Genomic DNA, 14,869 nt, shown 5'->3' with positions numbered 1-14,869 from the left:
TGACCCCCCGACCTCCATCATGCGGTGAGTTCGGCCTCAGCGCGGCGGAACCTCGCCGACCAGCCCCGCGAGCTCCTTCAAGGCCGCCTGCCGCCCGGTCTCGACGGCCGCTCGCAGGAGGTGTGGGCGGCGTTCGGTGCGACCGATCCGGGCGCTGCCGAGCGGTGGGCGGATCTGGAGCGCCGCCGGGTGGGTGGCGAGGAGGCGCTCCTCCTCGGCGCGGCTGGCGACCCGACCCAACCACGCCTCGGCCGCTCCGGGGGCCCGCCGGGCGAACCAGCGCGACAGCATCAGGCGTTCACCGCGGGACGGGGCCGACACGAGCTCGTCCGTGCGCTTGGTGCGCAGCGCGAGGACGTGTGTGGCCCGTTGCGCGAGTGCCGTTCGCACGGGGACGGCCTCACTGACCCCGGCGTCGACGTACGACCGGCCGCCGAGCTCGACCGGTTCGCCGGCGAGCAGCGGCATCGCGGTCGAGGCGCGCAGCGCGGTCTGCAGGCTCGGCTGGTCGTGGATCTGGTCGTGCAGGTCGACGGCCGCACCCGAGTGCGCGTCCGTGGCGATCGGGTGAAAGGTCACAGGGCTGTCGAGGATTTCCTGGAAGCCCATCGGCATGATCTCGGTGTACACGGTGTGGACAAGGAAACGCGTGTCCACCACGGGCCGCCCACGAAGGAGGCGGCTCGGGTCGATGGTCGCTCGCATGATCAGCGGATCCCACCAGGCGTGCATCGTGCGCTCGGCGCGGCCGCACAGCAGCCAGGCCCCGTTCAGTGCGCCCGCCGAGCTTCCGTACACGGCGTCGAACATCGGCAGGAGCCCGAGCTGTTCGACGGCGATCGCCATGCCGCTGGAGTACGCGCCGCGGGAGCTGCCGCCTTCGATGAGCAGCACGAGCCGGGCGCCGTCGTCCCGATGCCCTTGCCGCAGGCGGTCGCGCAGCAACTGAAGTATCGCTACCGGGCTTTGCTCAGTAGTGCTATCCATGTCCCTCATGTTCGAGAGTAGCAGTCCGCCAAACGGCGGACGCCCTGGACGATCTCGTCGGTGCCGGCCGTGTTGGCGAAGCTGATCCGGAGGTGGGGGGCCGCCGCCTCCGCGGCGAAGTAGGGCCGGCCCGGCGAGACGGCGACGCCGGCGCGTAGGCAGGCGGCGACCAGCGCGGCCTCGTCGGTGCCGTCGGGCAGCCGGATCCAGAGGTGGTAGCCGCCGGCGGGCGGCCGCACTGTTGCGGCGAGAGCGGGCAGCTCGCGGTGGAGCGCCGAGAGTGTGGCGTCCCGGCGCTCGCGCAGGCCGGTGGCGATCGAGCGCAGGTGGCGCGGCCAGGCCGGGGTGCCGACCAGCTCCAGCGTGGCCTCCTGGAGGGGCCGCGGCACGAAGAAGCTGTCGACGACCTGGATGGCGCGCAGCCGCTCCATCACGGGCCCGCGGGCGACGAGGGCGCCGACGCGCAGGTTCGGCGACGTGGGCTTGGTCAGCGAGCCGACGTGCACGACGGTGCCGTACGGGTCGTCGGCCACCAGGGGCCGGGGCAGCGGTCCGCCGTGGCCGAGGCGCCGGGCGTAGTCGTCCTCGACGACGAAGGCGCCGGCGGCGTGCGCGATCTCCCTGACCTGGCCGCGGCGCTCGGCCGACAGGATCGTGCCGGTCGGGTTGTGGAACAGCGGCTGGCAGTAGAAGACCCGGGCCCGGGTGCTGGCGAAGGCCCGCTCCAGCAGATCGGTGCGGACACCCTCGGCGTCCATGGGCACGGGCACGGGGCGCAGCCCGGCGGCCCGGGCGGCGGTCAGCACGCCCGGATAGGTCGGCGACTCCACGAGCAGCGCGGACCCGGCCGGGGCGAGCGCCTGCAGCGCCGTGGTCAGCGCGGCCTGCCCGCCGGTGGCGACCAGCACGTTCGCGGGGGCGAGGTCGCCGCCGGGCCCGCCGATGTCGCGGGCGAACCAGGCCCGCAGCTCGGTGAGCCCCTCCAGCGGAGGCTGTTCCCAGGCGCCTTGCCGGCGGGCGGCGCGGGCGAACGCGGCGCCGAGCGCCTGCTGGGGCTGGAGCGCGGGGTGTAGGTAGCCGCCGTTGAACGCGATCACACCTGGCGGCGGGACCTGCAGGCTGGCGAAGACGACGGACGCGTCGACGCTCCGGTGTCCCTCGGCGGTCAGCGCGATCTGTTGCCAGGACGTGTCGACGACCCGGGTCGCGGCGCGGTGCTGCGCCCGGAACGCACCGGCGCCGGGCCGGGTGACCACCAGGCCTTCGGCGGTGAGCTGGGCCAGCGCGCGGGCGACGGTGACGGGGCTGACGCCGAAGCGGTCGACCAGGGCGCGGCTGGACGGCAGCTTCTCGCCGGGCGCGTAGCGCTCGAGCTCAGCGCGCAGGGTGCCGGCGACCGTGCCAGCACTGCTACTGTCTTTCATCACTGATCACGATAGCACCGCGAGAGGGGCTAGGCTCCCGGCCGTGGCGAGGTACTTCGACCTGCATCCGGACAACCCCGCGCCCCGGACGGTCGGCCAGGTGGTCGACCTGATCGACGGCGGCGGGCTGGTGGCCTATCCCACGGACTCGCTGTACGCGTTCGGCTGCCGGCTCGGCAACGTCGACGGCGTCGACCGGATCCGCCGCATCCGTCACCTCGACAACGGCCACCACTTCACGCTGGTCTGCCGCGACTTCAGCCAGCTGGGCCAGTTCGTGCAGATCAACAACGCCCGCTTCCGGGCCGTGCGGGCCGCGACGCCGGGCAGCTACACGTTCATCCTGCCGGCGACGAAAGAAGTACCGCGCCGCTTGCAGCACCCGCGCAAACGCACCGTCGGCGTCCGCATCCCGGACCACGTCGTCGCGCAGGCGCTGCTCGAAGCCCTCGGGGAGCCGCTGGTGTCGAGCTCGCTGCTCCTGCCGGGCGACGAGGAGCCGATGACCCAGGGCTGGGAGATCAAGGAACGCCTCGACCACGCGGTGGACGCGGTGGTCGACTCGGGCGACTGCGGCACGGTCCCGACCACGGTGATCGACTGGAGCGACGACGAGCCGGTCATCCTCCGCCGCGGCGCGGGCGACCCGGCCCGCTTCGAGTAGCGGACCGGGCCGACCGGTTACGCCGTCAGCACGACCTTTCCGCGCAGGCCGCCGGCCTCGACCAGGCGGTGGGCCTCCGCGGCTTCGCGCAGGGGGATCGTGGTCGCGACCCGCGTGCGCAGCGTGCCGGCGCCCATGGCCGCCACGAGCTCGGCCAGCACGTCGCGGTCCAGGTGGATGAGCTGGAGCTGTTGGCGCACCTTGCGGTCGGTCGGTGGCGTCGGGCGGGTCGTCACCACGATGCCGTCGTCCGCGACGGCCGGCAGCGCCGCGTCGCCGAGCGGGATCGCGTCCAGCACCGCGCCGACCGGGCCGACCGTGGCCAGGTCGGTCGAGCGCGCGATCACCTCGGCCGCGCCGAGGGCGGCGACCCATTCCTCGTCGTCGTGGGTGGCTCCCGCGAGCACCCGGTGACCCCGCTGCGCGGCGAGCTGCACGGCGAACCCGCCCACCCCGCCGCTGGCACCGGTGACCAGCACCGTCGAGGCGTCCGCCAGCGACAGCATCGCCAGGGCCTGGTGTGCGGTGACCGCGTTGAGCGGCGCCGTGGCTGCCGACGCGAGGTCGAGGCCGTCCGGCACCCGGACGAGCCAGCCGGCGTCGGCCGCGACCAGCTCCGCGTATCCGCCGGGCGTGCCGCGGGTCAGGTACCACGGGATCATCCCGACGACGCGGTCGCCGGGCTGGAACTCGGTGACCTCCGCACCCACCGAGTCCACCTCCCCGGCGATGTCCCAGCCGGGCAGGAAGGGCGGCGGCACCGGGCCGCCGGGGATCATGCCGACGCGGGCCGCGATGTCGGCGGGCTGCACGCAGACGGCCCGCACCCGCACCACGACCTGCCCGGGCGCCGCTACCGGATCGGGTAGCTCGGCCACCTGCAGCACCTCGGGTCCGCCGGGTGCCGTGACGATCACTCCATACATCGGTCCAGTATGGAGACAGCCGCGAGGCTACGAAAGACGTACGTCGCTCAGGTTTCGCAGCTCGACCGGAGCCGCCGCCGAGGCGTCCCGGTCCGGCGGCCGCAGCGGGTCGAAGGCCGGCAGCGGCCCGAAGTCGATGCCCGTGCGGGCTGACGCGTCACTGACCTGGATCTGGTACGTGCGGTACGGACCCAGCGGCGGTTGCTCCGCGTCGCGCCCGAGCGCGTCGAGCAGCTCCGTCTGTTCGATCAGGTACGCGGTGGCGTGCACCGCCTCCGTCGTCGCGACCGCGACGACCTTCCAGTACGCGCGCGGGATGCGTACCCCTCGGTAGCTCGGGTCGTCGGGGCGGAAGATCGGTCCGGTGTAGACATTGGCGCGCAGGCGGTGGTCGGCGACCGCGGCGAGAATGTAGTCCTCGAGCCCCTGCCACGTGGCGTTGTTCTGGTTGAAGTCGCGGTGCTGCGGCGCGCAGTTGGTGTAGTGGTAGGTGTCGGCGACCGCCGCGGTCGCCTCCGCGCGGGTGTCGCCCCAGAGCATGTCCGCGCGGCGGTTGAGGTGGCCGCGGTCGAGGTCGTTGCCGGCGTAGAGGGCGGCGCCGGCCTGTGCGGAGGCCGGCAGGCGCGGGTCGAGGCTCCACCGGTCGCTGGACGCGATCCGCTCGAACCTGCGGCTGCCGTCGACATTGGCGGCAGCGAAATGGGCCAGGCGGCGGGAGTCGTGCATGACCACCGAGAAATGGTGGTAATTGAGCAGGGCGGCGTCGGTCTTGACCGTGGGCAGCGGCAGCGGCAGGCCAAGGAAGTCGCCGTCGAACCCGGGCCTCGACGCGTAGTCGGGGTCGATCCGCAGCCGGCGCGGCTCGACCGCGACCGGTCCGAGTGCCGCACCCGGCCTCGTCATCCTCTTCACGTCGGTGGTCCTTCCGTGATGCGGGCGGCCGAGTCCGCACGCCACCAGCCGAGCGCTTCCACCCACCAGGTCAGGCCGGCGTTCGCGTACGGCAGGATGTGCTCCCGCGCCGACGCGGCCTCGGACGCACCCTCCACCGCGACGTCGAACCGGTCGCCGGCCAGCCCGCGCACGAACGCGGTGGCCTCGGCGACCTCGCTCACGGGCGAGTTGCGGGTGTGGTGGCCCTCGAAGGTCGCCAGCACGCCGTCGAACCGCGCGGCCCTGCGCAACCCGACCCGCCGCGGCCACCGACCGCCGCACCAGATCGGGATGTCGTCGGCACCCCACAGCCCGCGCAGCGTGTCGAGGCGGTCGTCCAGGGCCTTCCCGCGCGTACGCAGGTCGGGGTCGAGCCCGAGCTCGGTGTATTCCCGGTCGACCGCCCCGATCGTCGCGAGCACGGTCAGCCGACCCGCGGAGAGCGCGTGGATGGCCGCCGTGTCCTGGGCGACCTCCTGGACCTGCCGGCGGGGGAGCACGACGGTGAGGATGATCCGGATGCGGGAGGTGCGGGCCGCGATGGCCGCCGCCGCGACGGTGGAGCTCGCGACCGGCCAGCCGGGCTCGTCGGCGAGCAGGTGGTCCCAGAGCTGCACGCCGTGCCAGCCGTGGCGCTCGGCGCTGACCGCGAGGTCGGTCAGGGTGCGGACGTCGCCGAACGCGCCGACCGTCGGCAGCCCGACGGCGTACTTCAGGTCCATGGACCGACCCTAGTCGCGGGAAACGGCCCGCTGGTCACGGCGAGGTTCCTACGATGGTCCGATGGCCGACTTTCCGCGGATGGCCGCCGAAACCGACCGGATCGAGCCGGCACCACGCCGGTTGCGGGCCGTCCTCGGCGGCGAGCAGATCTTCGACACCACGGCGGCCCTGTACGTGTGGGAGGTGCCGTACTACCCGCAGTACTACGTGCCGCTCGCCGACGTCACCTCCCGGTTCCTCGTCGACGAGCAGCACGAGCAGCAGCTGAAGCGGGGCACCGCGCGGCGCTTCGGGCTGGCGGCCGGCGGCCAGGAACGCCCGGGCACCGTGCGGGTCTTCGGCGCGGACGCGCTGCCGGGCCTGTCCGGCTACGTGCGCTTCGACTGGGCGGCGCTGGACGCCTGGTACGAGGAGGACGAGCGGATCTTCGTGCACGCCCGCAACCCGTACGTCCGGGTCGACGCGCTGCGCTCGCATCGGCACGTGCGGGTGTCGCTGAACGGCGTCGCGCTCGCCGACACCACCACGCCGGTGATGGTGTTCGAGACGGGCCTGCCGACGCGCTACTACATCGACCGCGCGTCGGTGCGGTTCGCGCACCTGGTCCGGACCGAGACGGAGACGGCCTGCGCCTACAAGGGCACGACGAGCGACTACTGGTCGCTGGCCGGCGGCGGCGAGGCCGGTACGGACATCGCCTGGTCCTACACGTTCCCGACCCGCGCGCTGTCGCCGATCGCGGACCTGGTCGCCTTCTACAACGAGAAGGTCGACATCCACCTGGACGGCACGCTCCTGGAACGTCCGACGACGCACTTCGTCCGCTAGCGGCCTGTCAGCAGGGCGCCGATCTGGCTCGCGACCGTCTCGGCTGAGTTCACCTCGGTGGTCGTCCGGCCGCGGGTGGTGGCCACGGCGATGGCGATGTCCTTGCTGGGCAGGTAGCTCTGCACCGCCGAGTACCCGGCGAACGAGGGCTTCTGCAGGATCCAGCCGTTCTGGACGATGACGCCGAGTCCGAAGTGGTGCTGCGCCGTCTGCGGCACGCACAGCGTCGCCGGGCAGTCCTTCGTTGGCCCGCCCAGGCCGACCGTGCCCGGGTCGAGCATCTCGCGGAACGCCGCGCGCGAGATCAGCCGACCGGTGCCCACCGCCCGCGCCGAGACCGCCAGGTCGCAGATGTTCGAGGTGAGGATCGCGCCGTCCGCCGTGGTCCAGGACGGGTTCCAGTAGGTCGCGTCCTCGAAGAACCCGCGCTCGATGGTGTAGCTGTGCAGGACCGGACCCGGGATGACCGCGCTGGTCTCGCTGGTCGTCGCGGACAGGCCGAGCGGGTTGAGAACCCGTTGGCGCAACAGCTCTTTGACCGGCGTACGCGTGACGCGTTCGAGGATCTGGCCCAGGATGACGAAGTTGGCGTGGGAGTAGCTCCAGTTCGTGCCGGGCTCGTACCACGACGGCCGGGCCAGGGCGAGGTCGAGCAGCTCCTGCTGCGTCCAGTGCTGGAACGGGTCCTCGTAGAGGCGCTTGACGAACGGTGGGTAGCTCTCGAAGTCCGGGTAGCCGGACGTGGTGCTGCCCAGCATGCGCAGCGTGACCTGGTCGGCCTGGCGCAGAGCGGGAAACCACCGTGCGACCGGGTCGTCGAGCGAGACGACGCCCTGGTCGACGAGCTGGAGCAACACCGTGTTCAGGTACGCGATGCCGACCGACCCGATGCGGAAGCGCATGTCCGTGGTCGCGGGCACGTGCTGGACCTGCTGGTGCTGCGCCCGGACGGCAAACTTTGAGCGATCGGTATCAGGAGCTGTGGCAGCAGGGCCGCCGCGCTGTGTTGCGTGGCGAGGTGACCGTCCAGCCGTTCGGCACCGGGTGCTGGCCGCTGTCCGTCGCGCTGCGGCTGGACGTGGCCACCCGCGGCCGGTTCGCCGACCTGGCCGCGGAGGCCGCCGCGTTCGTCGGCGACGCCTACCTCTTCGACCACCATGTGACCGTACGCGCCGTCGACGACGGTCCGCCTGCGGTCTACGAGAGCGCGTTGGCCGAGGCGACCGCCGGCCTCGGACCGGTGCGCTTGCGTTTCGCCGGCGTCGTCGTGACCACGACCAACGTGCTGGCGTGCGGCTACCCGGTCGACGAAACGGCACCGCGGTTGCGGTCCAGGCTGGCCGAAGCACTGGCGGCCAGTGGAGCCGACGGCTTGGAACGCGACCTCCGGCGGGACATCTGGCACACCACGCTGGTCGGGTTCACCGGCCCGGTCGCCGACCCGCGTGGCCTGGTGGAGTGGGCCACGGCCCGACTGAACCAGCCGTTCGGCACCGCGCGGTGCGATTTCGCGGACCTGAACCGCTGGACGGCCACCGGCCGACAGCAGCACGCCAACCCGATCGTCAGCGCAAGGCTTGCGGGATGAGGACCGCCTCGTACAGGTAGAGCTCGCCGTTGGTGTCGATGTGGCGGAAGCCGGCGCGTTCGAGGGTTCGGCGGGACGCGACGTTGTCGCCGGTCGTGTCGGCGACGACCCGGGACAGGCCGTGGTCGGCCGCGACATCGAGGAGAGCGCCCAGCGCCTCCGCCGCGTAGCCGTGGCCGCGGGCCGACGGAGCCAGGCCGTAGCCGACCTCGACGCAGCCGTCACGGGGCTGCCCCTTGAAGCCGATCCCGCCGATCGCCTTCCCGTCGGCGGCCCGGGTGATCCGGTAGTGCCCGAACGGGCGCTGCTCGCCATGGGTAGCGCTGGTGCGCAGGAAGGCCGTGACACCGATGACGTCACCGTCGAACGGGAAGTCGTCGGCCCAGGCGTCCTCCGCCTCGGCGCGCCTGGCGGCGATGCGCTTACCCTCCGCCGCGTCGATGGCGTGCAGGCGCAGTCGCGCCGTATGAAGGTCGGTCACGGACAAACTCCTAGAGGCGGCTCGGGTCGGGCAACCGGAGCGGTGCGTATTCGAGCAGGACCGCACGCACGTAGCGCGGCGTGGTGGGGAGGTCGGCCGAACCTACCGCGAACATCAGCGGGCTGCCCTCGGTCGCGGCGATCGCGTTCAGGCTCATGCCGATCGCGTCGGGCGGCTGCGGCGCGGGCGTGCCGACCCAACCGCCGGCGCCGCGCGTGAAGAGCTCCGCGCTCGGCGCCGTCGAAGTCTTGGTCACCCACGGCTGACCGGCCGGGTCCATGGCCACGTCCGGCTGCGGGCCGTCCGGCGCGTCGGGCACCACCTCGAAGGACGTGCCGCCACCGCGTACGGCCAACCCGTGCTCGCCGACCGCCCACAGCTCGGCGGACGAGCGACCCGCGAGCGCGTTGAACGCGGTCTCCTGGTTGTCGATGCCCACCCGGACGCTGCGCCAGCCGGAGCCGTCGAAATGGAACAGCAACGGGCCCTTGAAGCCCTTCCAGGCGCCGTTGCCGGCGGCCCAGATGTCGTTCGGGGCGAACGCCTTGACGGCGGTGAACGTGCAGAAGTTCGGCATGCCGCCGAAGGACGTGCCGCCGGTGCGACATTCGGCGGGGGAGCGGTGCGAGCGCCAGGACCGGCCGTCCCACTGCTCGATCAGCACCTCGCTGCCGTTGTTGCCCACCAGCCAGGCGTGTCCACCCACGACGGTGAGCCCGGTCCAGAGCGAGAAGCCCTTGGTGCCCTGCGGGAACGGCACCTCCCGCCAGGCGGTCCCGTCGTAGCGCAGGACGTGCGCGACCTGGTCCTCGGGGCTGGGGGCGGCCTGGTTGCCGACGGCCCAGACGTTCGTGGGTGACTCGGCCGCGACCAGGTTGAACCCGCCGTGCCAGGCCAGCGGTGGGAGCGCGGCGCGGGTCCAACCTGTCCCGTCCCGCTGGAGGATCAGCGGCTTTCCGGTGTCGTCCGGCTTCTCGGGCGAGTACGATTCGGCGCCGACGGCCCACGCGTGCGTGGCGTCCACCGAGACGACGTCCCACAGCGCGCTCGTCGGCCCGACCAGCTCGGGCAGCGTCGCCAGCCGCCACGTGGGTGCCGGCGGCGCTTGGGTGACGGCCGGCCTCGTCGGCGCGCGCTTCGGTGGTGGAGTCCCCGTGCCCGTGCACCCGGAGACCAGCAGAACGGCGGCCAACCCCACGGCGATCTTCCGCATGTCGCTGATGATCGCAGGACGGCGCCATTGCCGAGGTCCCCGCATTTCACCACGTACCCCGATAAACTGGCTCACCATAGCGACCTTCTCGTGGCGGCCGCTGGCCGTGTTGGGGCTGGCCCAGTTTCTGATGGTCCTCGACACGTCCGTCATGAACGTGTCGATCAGCCAGCTCGTCGACGACTTCGACACGGACGTGACCGCGATCCAGTCCGTCATCACCCTCTACACGCTGGTGATGGCAGCCTTCATGATCACCGGCGGCAAGCTGGGTGACCTATGGGGACGCCGGCGGGCCTTCGTCGTCGGCATGGCCGTGTACGGCGTCGGCACGTCCCTCACGGCCGTCGCGCCCACGCTGTGGGCGTTGGTGCTCGGTTGGTCGGTCATCGAAGGGCTCGGCGCCGTGCTGGTGCTGCCGTCGCTGGCCGCGCTGGTCGGTGCGAACTACACCGGAAAGGCCAGGGCGACCGCGTACGGCGTGATCGGCGGCGTGGCCGGAGCCGGCATCGCGGTCGGACCGTTGCTGGGCGGGTGGGTCACCACGTACCTCACCTGGCGGTTGGTGTTCGCCGGCGAAGCCGTGCTGGTCGTCGTCATCCTGCTGCTCACGTCGTGGATCCGGGACGTGCCGGCGCGGCGGACCCGGCTCGACGGCGTCGGCGCCGCCTTGTCCGCGGCCGGCATGGCGCTCGTCGTGCTCGGCGTCCTCCAGAGCAGCACCTGGGGCTGGCTCCGGCCGCGCGACACGCCCGTCGAGATCTTCGGCTTCGCGCCGACCCTGTTCGTCGTCGCGGGCGGCGCCGCCCTGCTCGCCTGTTTCCTGGCGTGGATCCGGCACCGGGAGGCGGCGGGCCGCCAGCCGTTGGTCGAGCCGGTGCTGCTCGCGGCACCACCGCTGCGGGCGGGCCTGTCGATGCTGTTCGTGCAGAACCTCGTGCTGCTCGGCGTCTTCTTCGCGATCCCGTTGTACGTGCAGGTCGTACTCGGGCTCGACGCCTTCGAGACCGGGTTGCGGCTGCTGCCCGCGTCGGTCGGGATGGTGGTGGCCGCGGCGGCCGGGTCGGTCCTCGGCCGGCTGGCCGGCCCACGCCGGATCGTGCAACTCGCCGTCGCGACGGTCGTGGCGGCGGTGCTCTGGCTGGTGAGCACGGTGCGGCCCAGCCTCGACGAGGTCTCGTTCAGCCTGGCCATGGCGCTCTTCGGGATCGGCATGGGCCTGCTGGCCTCGCAGCTCGGCTACGTGGTGCAGGGCAGCGTGCGCGAGCAGGAGCGCAGCGAGGTCGGCGGCCTGCAGTACACCGCGCAGAACCTCGGCTCCTCGCTCGGCACCGCGCTGGTCGGCGCGGTGCTGATCGCCGCGCTCAGCGGCACCTTCACCGACCGGATCACGGCCGACCCGCGGATCTCGGACGCGGTCGAGCAGCAGGCCACCGTGCGGATCAGCGCGGGCATCACGTTCGTGTCCACGAGCGACCTGCGGGCCGCGCTGGACCGCACGGCCGTGCCGCCGGCCGAGGTGGACGCGATCGTCGACGGGTACGCCGAGGCGCAGCTACGCAGCCTGCGGGCGGCGCTGCTGGCCGCCGCCGTGTTCGCCGCGGCCGGCTTCCTCGCCACCCGCCGCCTGCCGCGGGGCACACCGTCCCCCGTGGAGTGACGACGGTCAGGAGACACCGACGGTCTGGCGCTCGACCTCGATCAGCGCGACGACCCGTTCCTGGTCCCGGGGGTACGGCTGGCCCACGTATTTGTTGGCCAACTCGTCGACGACCGCCCAGCCGGCGTCGCCCTCCAGCCACTCGACCACCCGGCCGCGGATGACGATGGGCTCGAACGGGTTCTCGGCCGGTGCCAGGGACAGCGCGACGCGGGGGTCGCGGCGCAGGTTGCGGGCCTTGCGCGAGCCCGGCCCGGTGAGGAAGACGGCGTGGTCGCCGTGCGTGCCGACCCAGACGGGCACGGTGTGCGGCGCGCCGTCGGGCAGGACGGTGGCGAGGTGGCCGATCTCGGTGCCGTCGAGCGCGCGGCGGACGGTGGGATCCAGCATGGCTCTCCTTCTTGAGTTCCTTCAGGGGACTCTGTGACGGTAACAACTTCAGTTCCCTAAGGGAACCCCAATTGCTAGTGTCGGCGCATGCAACGCACGGACTTCAGCGCGATGGCGTGTTCGATCGCGCGCACGCTCGACGTCATCGGCGAGCCCTGGTCGCCGCTGGTGCTGCGCGACGTCTGGGTCGGCCTCAACCGGTTCGACCAGCTCCAGGCCGACCTCGGCATCTCCCGCAAGGTGCTGACCGAGCGGCTCAACCACCTGGTCGACCAGGGCGTGCTCGAGCGCCGTCCCTACGACCGTAGACCCCGCTACGAGTACGTCCTGACGGAAAAGGGAACCGAGCTCGTCGACCTGCTGATGGTGATGGCCGGTTGGGGCGACAAGTGGCTGGCGGGGGAGGCGGGCCCGCCGGTGCTCTACCGCCACCACGCGTGCGGTGAGATCAGCGGTGTGGACCTGCGCTGCACCCACTGTGGTGAGTCGATGCACGCGAACGACGTCGACGTGCTGCCCGGTCCTGGCGTCACCACGTCGTGAGGAGCAGGTGGTTGACGGCCAGCGCTGTCACGGCCTGGGCCACCAGCCAAGCGCGTTGGTGCCGGCGCGGGAGCAGGGCCGCGCCGGCGAGGATCCAGACCGCGAACGGCAGCCAGATCCGCTCCACCTCGGCCTTGCTCATGCCGGACAGGTCGGCCGCGAGCACCGCGACGGCCGCCGCGACCGTCGGCAGGAGCCACGGCGGCGGCAGGCGGCGTTCGGTCGTGATGGCCCGCGACGTGTCGCCGAGGGATCGGCGCAGGATCGGCGCGAGCACCGGACCGGCGGACAGCGTGAGACAGGCGAGGTTGGCCCAGACCCAGTAGGCGTACGGGCGGTCGCTGGCGATTCCCTGGTAGTAGCGCTCGACCAGGGCGTGGTAGCCGTCGAGCCACCAGAAGCCCGCGAGAGTGAAGCCGGCGACGACCGTCGCGGTGCCGGCCAGGACCCACACCGCCTGCCCGAGACGCCGTGCGGCGACCAGCACCGCCAGCGCGATCGGCGCCATCAGCACCAGGCCGTACGACAGGTAGCAGGCGAAGCCGAGCAGCACGCCGGCGCCGACGGCCAGGACCCGGCCGGCCCGGCCGCCGGCGCAGGCCAGCACGGCTACGCCGGCGGCGGTGACGCCCGCGAACAGGCCGTCGGCGGACGCGCCGACCCACACCGCGCCCGGGAACAGGACGAGGAACGGCACGGCGGTGCGGGCCGCGTCCGCCGCGCCCAGCGCGCGGATGGTGACCGGCACGGCGACCGCCACCGCTGAGCCCGCGAGCACACAGACCAGTGCGGCCCAGGCTCCGCCGCCGAGGCCGATCCGGTCGAGGCCGACGAACACCAGCAACGCGCCGGGCGGGTGACCGGCGACGTGGGTGGCCCACGAGTCGGGCTGGAAGTCGAGGATCCGGGCGGTGAAGCCGCGCAGCAGGGCGCCGACGTCGGTGACCCCGGCTACCTCCGACAGGTACTCGTGCGGGGTCGTCAGCCGGGCTGCGAGGCCGCGCTGCCAGCCGTCGACCAGGGCCAGCGCGAGCGTCCAGGCGACGCTGCCCAGGTAGGCCGACAGCAGCAGGCGCCGCCAGGGCAGGCGGGCCGCCAGCGCCGGGCCGAACCAGCAGACCGCGGCGGCCACCAGCAGGGCGGCGGGCGTGCCCGGCCCCACGTGCGGCAGCCACCGGGCGAACAACGGAGCGGCCACGCGTACGTCGGACACGCCGGTCACCGGCAGCACGAGCGCGACCACCACGGCCGCCCCCACCAGCGCCGCCGCGCCGCTGAGCGCGACGAGGTCGGCGCGCGCGAACGACCGCGGACGAACCTTTGCCGGGGGCGTCCCGGTGCGGACCACGGTCAGGCCCGCAGCGGCGCGTGGACGAACTCCGCGATGCCCTCGCCCAGCGGCACCCCGGCGCGGAAGCCGAGCTCGTCGGCGGCTCGACGGGGTGAGGCGACCACGTGGCGAACGTCGCCGGCCCGGTACTCACCGGTGACCGTCGGAGGTGGCCCGCCCATCGCGTCGGCGAGCGCGGTGGCCATCGCGCCGACGGTGGTCGGTCTGCCGGAAGCGACGTTGTAGGCGCGGAAGCCCTTCGTGGCAGTGGCGTCGAGCGCGGCGACGTTGGCGGCGGCGACGTCGCGGACATGGACGAAGTCGCGCCGCTGGCCGCCGTCCTCGAAGACCCGCGGCGCGCGGCCGGCCGCCAGCGCGGAGCGGAAGATCGCGGCGACACCGCTGTACGGCGTGTCGCGGGGCATCCCCGGCCCGTAGACGTTGTGGTAGCGCAGGGCGACCGCCGCCGCGCCCGTCTGTCGTGCCCACACCGCGGCGAGGTGCTCCTGCGCGAGCTTGGTGGCGGCGTAGACACTGCGCGGTTCCAGGCGGGCGTGCTCGTCGACCAGCCCCGGCACGAGGGGCGCACCACACTGGGGACAGCCCGGCTCGAACCGTCCGGCGGCCAGGTCGGCCTCCGTGCGCGGCGCCGGGCTGACGGCTCCGTGCGCGTCGCAGGCGTACGCGCCCTCGCCGTAGACCACCATGGAGCTGGCCAGCACCAGCCGGCCCACGCCGGCGCGGGCCATGGCCGAGAGCAGCACCGCGGTGCCCAGGTCGTTGCAGCCGACGTACTCGGGAAGGTCGTCCAGGTCGACGCCCATGCCGACCATCGCCGCCTGGTGGACGACCGCGTCGACGCCGTTCAGCGCCGCCTCGACAGCCGTGGCGTCACGCACGTCGGCGCGCTGGACCTCGGCACCGTCGACCGTGGACGGCAGCGGCCGCCGGTGCGCCGCGGGGTGGCCGACGTCGAGGACGCCGACGTGGTGTCCGGCGGCCAGCAGGGCCGTCGTGACATGGGAACCGATGAACCCGGCACCGCCGGTGACAAGGAGCCGCACGAGACCGACCGTAACCACGGACCGGGCTGCGGCCGCGTTGCCGCACCGCCCCGTTAGAAATCCCTAATACATGAACCAGCAGCTCAGGCCGGGTGCCGTGGGTAGCTTCAATGAC

The 14,869-nt window shown here is 72.9% G+C and carries 16 protein-coding genes; 5 read left to right on the top strand and 11 right to left on the bottom strand.

Annotated elements, in window-relative coordinates; translation table 11 throughout:
• Nucleotides 1-36: 36 nt before the first annotated feature.
• Nucleotides 37-987 carry a patatin-like phospholipase family protein gene (locus tag CHC05_RS32425; RefSeq protein WP_089254447.1) on the bottom strand — a complete coding sequence of 317 codons (951 nt, stop codon included), beginning with the start codon at nt 985-987 and terminating at the stop codon, nt 37-39.
• 5 nt (nt 988-992) lie between these two features.
• Complete coding sequence (locus tag CHC05_RS32420) at nt 993-2,411, bottom strand: aminotransferase-like domain-containing protein (RefSeq protein WP_089254446.1); 1,419 nt, start codon at nt 2,409-2,411, stop codon at nt 993-995.
• A 43-nt stretch (nt 2,412-2,454) separates the two neighbouring features.
• On the opposite strand from CHC05_RS32420, the gene CHC05_RS32415 reads away from it, so the two are divergent.
• Entirely contained in the window at nt 2,455-3,075 is a 621-nt protein-coding gene (locus CHC05_RS32415) for an L-threonylcarbamoyladenylate synthase (protein ID WP_089254445.1), read from the top strand.
• Nucleotides 3,076-3,092: 17 nt separating this feature from the next.
• Here CHC05_RS32415 and CHC05_RS32410 read toward each other — a convergent pair whose 3' ends face one another.
• Genes CHC05_RS32410 through CHC05_RS32400 form a run of 3 tightly spaced genes read right to left on the bottom strand, consistent with a single transcriptional unit; the run spans nt 3,093 to nt 5,656 of the window.
• Nucleotides 3,093-4,001, bottom strand: coding sequence for an NADP-dependent oxidoreductase (locus tag CHC05_RS32410; protein ID WP_089254444.1), 909 nt, complete (start codon nt 3,999-4,001; stop codon nt 3,093-3,095).
• Between the two features lie 27 nt (nt 4,002-4,028).
• On the bottom strand, nt 4,029-4,904 hold the full coding sequence (locus CHC05_RS32405; protein ID WP_089254443.1) for a DNA/RNA non-specific endonuclease: 876 nt from the start codon (nt 4,902-4,904) through the stop codon (nt 4,029-4,031).
• A 5-nt stretch (nt 4,905-4,909) separates the two neighbouring features.
• Nucleotides 4,910-5,656: an LLM class flavin-dependent oxidoreductase gene (locus tag CHC05_RS32400; RefSeq protein ID WP_089254442.1), complete on the bottom strand. Its 747-nt coding sequence runs from the start codon at nt 5,654-5,656 to the stop codon at nt 4,910-4,912.
• Between the two features lie 61 nt (nt 5,657-5,717).
• Here CHC05_RS32400 and CHC05_RS32395 point away from each other — a divergent pair, with 61 nt between their 5' ends.
• Entirely contained in the window at nt 5,718-6,485 is a 768-nt protein-coding gene (locus tag CHC05_RS32395; RefSeq protein WP_089254441.1) for a DUF427 domain-containing protein, read from the top strand.
• Here the strand turns inward: CHC05_RS32395 and CHC05_RS32390 are convergent.
• The gene (locus CHC05_RS32390; protein ID WP_342745701.1) at nt 6,482-7,405 is read right to left on the bottom strand and encodes a serine hydrolase domain-containing protein; all 924 of its coding nucleotides are present in this window, start codon (nt 7,403-7,405) and stop codon (nt 6,482-6,484) included. The genes CHC05_RS32395 and CHC05_RS32390 overlap by 4 nt on opposite strands.
• Before the next feature lie 38 nt (nt 7,406-7,443).
• Between CHC05_RS32390 and CHC05_RS42820 the strand changes: the two genes are divergently transcribed.
• Complete coding sequence (locus CHC05_RS42820) at nt 7,444-8,073, top strand: hypothetical protein (protein WP_245871342.1); 630 nt, start codon at nt 7,444-7,446, stop codon at nt 8,071-8,073.
• Here the strand turns inward: CHC05_RS42820 and CHC05_RS32380 are convergent.
• Together CHC05_RS32380 and CHC05_RS32375 are read right to left on the bottom strand one after the other, a co-directional pair.
• Complete coding sequence (locus tag CHC05_RS32380) at nt 8,051-8,554, bottom strand: GNAT family N-acetyltransferase (RefSeq protein ID WP_179266473.1); 504 nt, start codon at nt 8,552-8,554, stop codon at nt 8,051-8,053. The genes CHC05_RS42820 and CHC05_RS32380 overlap by 23 nt on opposite strands.
• A gap of 10 nt (nt 8,555-8,564) precedes the next feature.
• A complete protein-coding gene (locus tag CHC05_RS32375; RefSeq protein WP_089254438.1) occupies nt 8,565-9,767 on the bottom strand; it encodes a beta propeller repeat protein in 1,203 nt (400 codons plus the stop codon).
• Here CHC05_RS32375 and CHC05_RS32370 point away from each other — a divergent pair.
• Nucleotides 9,766-11,427 carry an MFS transporter gene (locus CHC05_RS32370; protein ID WP_342745700.1) on the top strand — a complete coding sequence of 554 codons (1,662 nt, stop codon included), beginning with the start codon at nt 9,766-9,768 and terminating at the stop codon, nt 11,425-11,427. The genes CHC05_RS32375 and CHC05_RS32370 overlap by 2 nt on opposite strands.
• A 6-nt stretch (nt 11,428-11,433) precedes the next feature.
• On the opposite strand, the gene CHC05_RS32365 is transcribed toward CHC05_RS32370, so the two are convergent.
• Nucleotides 11,434-11,817 carry a TIGR03618 family F420-dependent PPOX class oxidoreductase gene (locus CHC05_RS32365; RefSeq protein WP_089254437.1) on the bottom strand — a complete coding sequence of 128 codons (384 nt, stop codon included), beginning with the start codon at nt 11,815-11,817 and terminating at the stop codon, nt 11,434-11,436.
• 87 nt (nt 11,818-11,904) lie between these two features.
• On the opposite strand from CHC05_RS32365, the gene CHC05_RS32360 reads away from it, so the two are divergent.
• Complete coding sequence (locus tag CHC05_RS32360) at nt 11,905-12,360, top strand: winged helix-turn-helix transcriptional regulator (RefSeq protein WP_089254436.1); 456 nt, start codon at nt 11,905-11,907, stop codon at nt 12,358-12,360.
• Here the strand turns inward: CHC05_RS32360 and CHC05_RS32355 are convergent.
• Nucleotides 12,347-13,714, bottom strand: a complete 1,368-nt coding sequence (locus CHC05_RS32355; RefSeq protein ID WP_425426879.1) for a hypothetical protein — start codon at nt 13,712-13,714, stop codon at nt 12,347-12,349. The two genes, CHC05_RS32360 and CHC05_RS32355, sit on opposite strands and share 14 nt — an antisense overlap.
• Nucleotides 13,711-14,754 (bottom strand): NAD-dependent epimerase/dehydratase family protein, encoded by a 1,044-nt coding sequence (locus CHC05_RS32350; protein WP_089254434.1) that lies wholly within the window; start codon nt 14,752-14,754, stop codon nt 13,711-13,713. Before CHC05_RS32350 ends, CHC05_RS32355 begins: the two co-directional genes overlap by 4 nt.
• Nucleotides 14,755-14,869: the final 115 nt, after the last annotated feature.

This window comes from Asanoa hainanensis, assembly GCF_900188485.1.
GTDB classification, from domain to species: domain Bacteria; phylum Actinomycetota; class Actinomycetes; order Mycobacteriales; family Micromonosporaceae; genus Asanoa; species Asanoa hainanensis.
The sequence above is the reverse complement of the archived record's forward strand: the minus strand, read 5'-3'. Positions and strand labels throughout refer to the sequence as shown.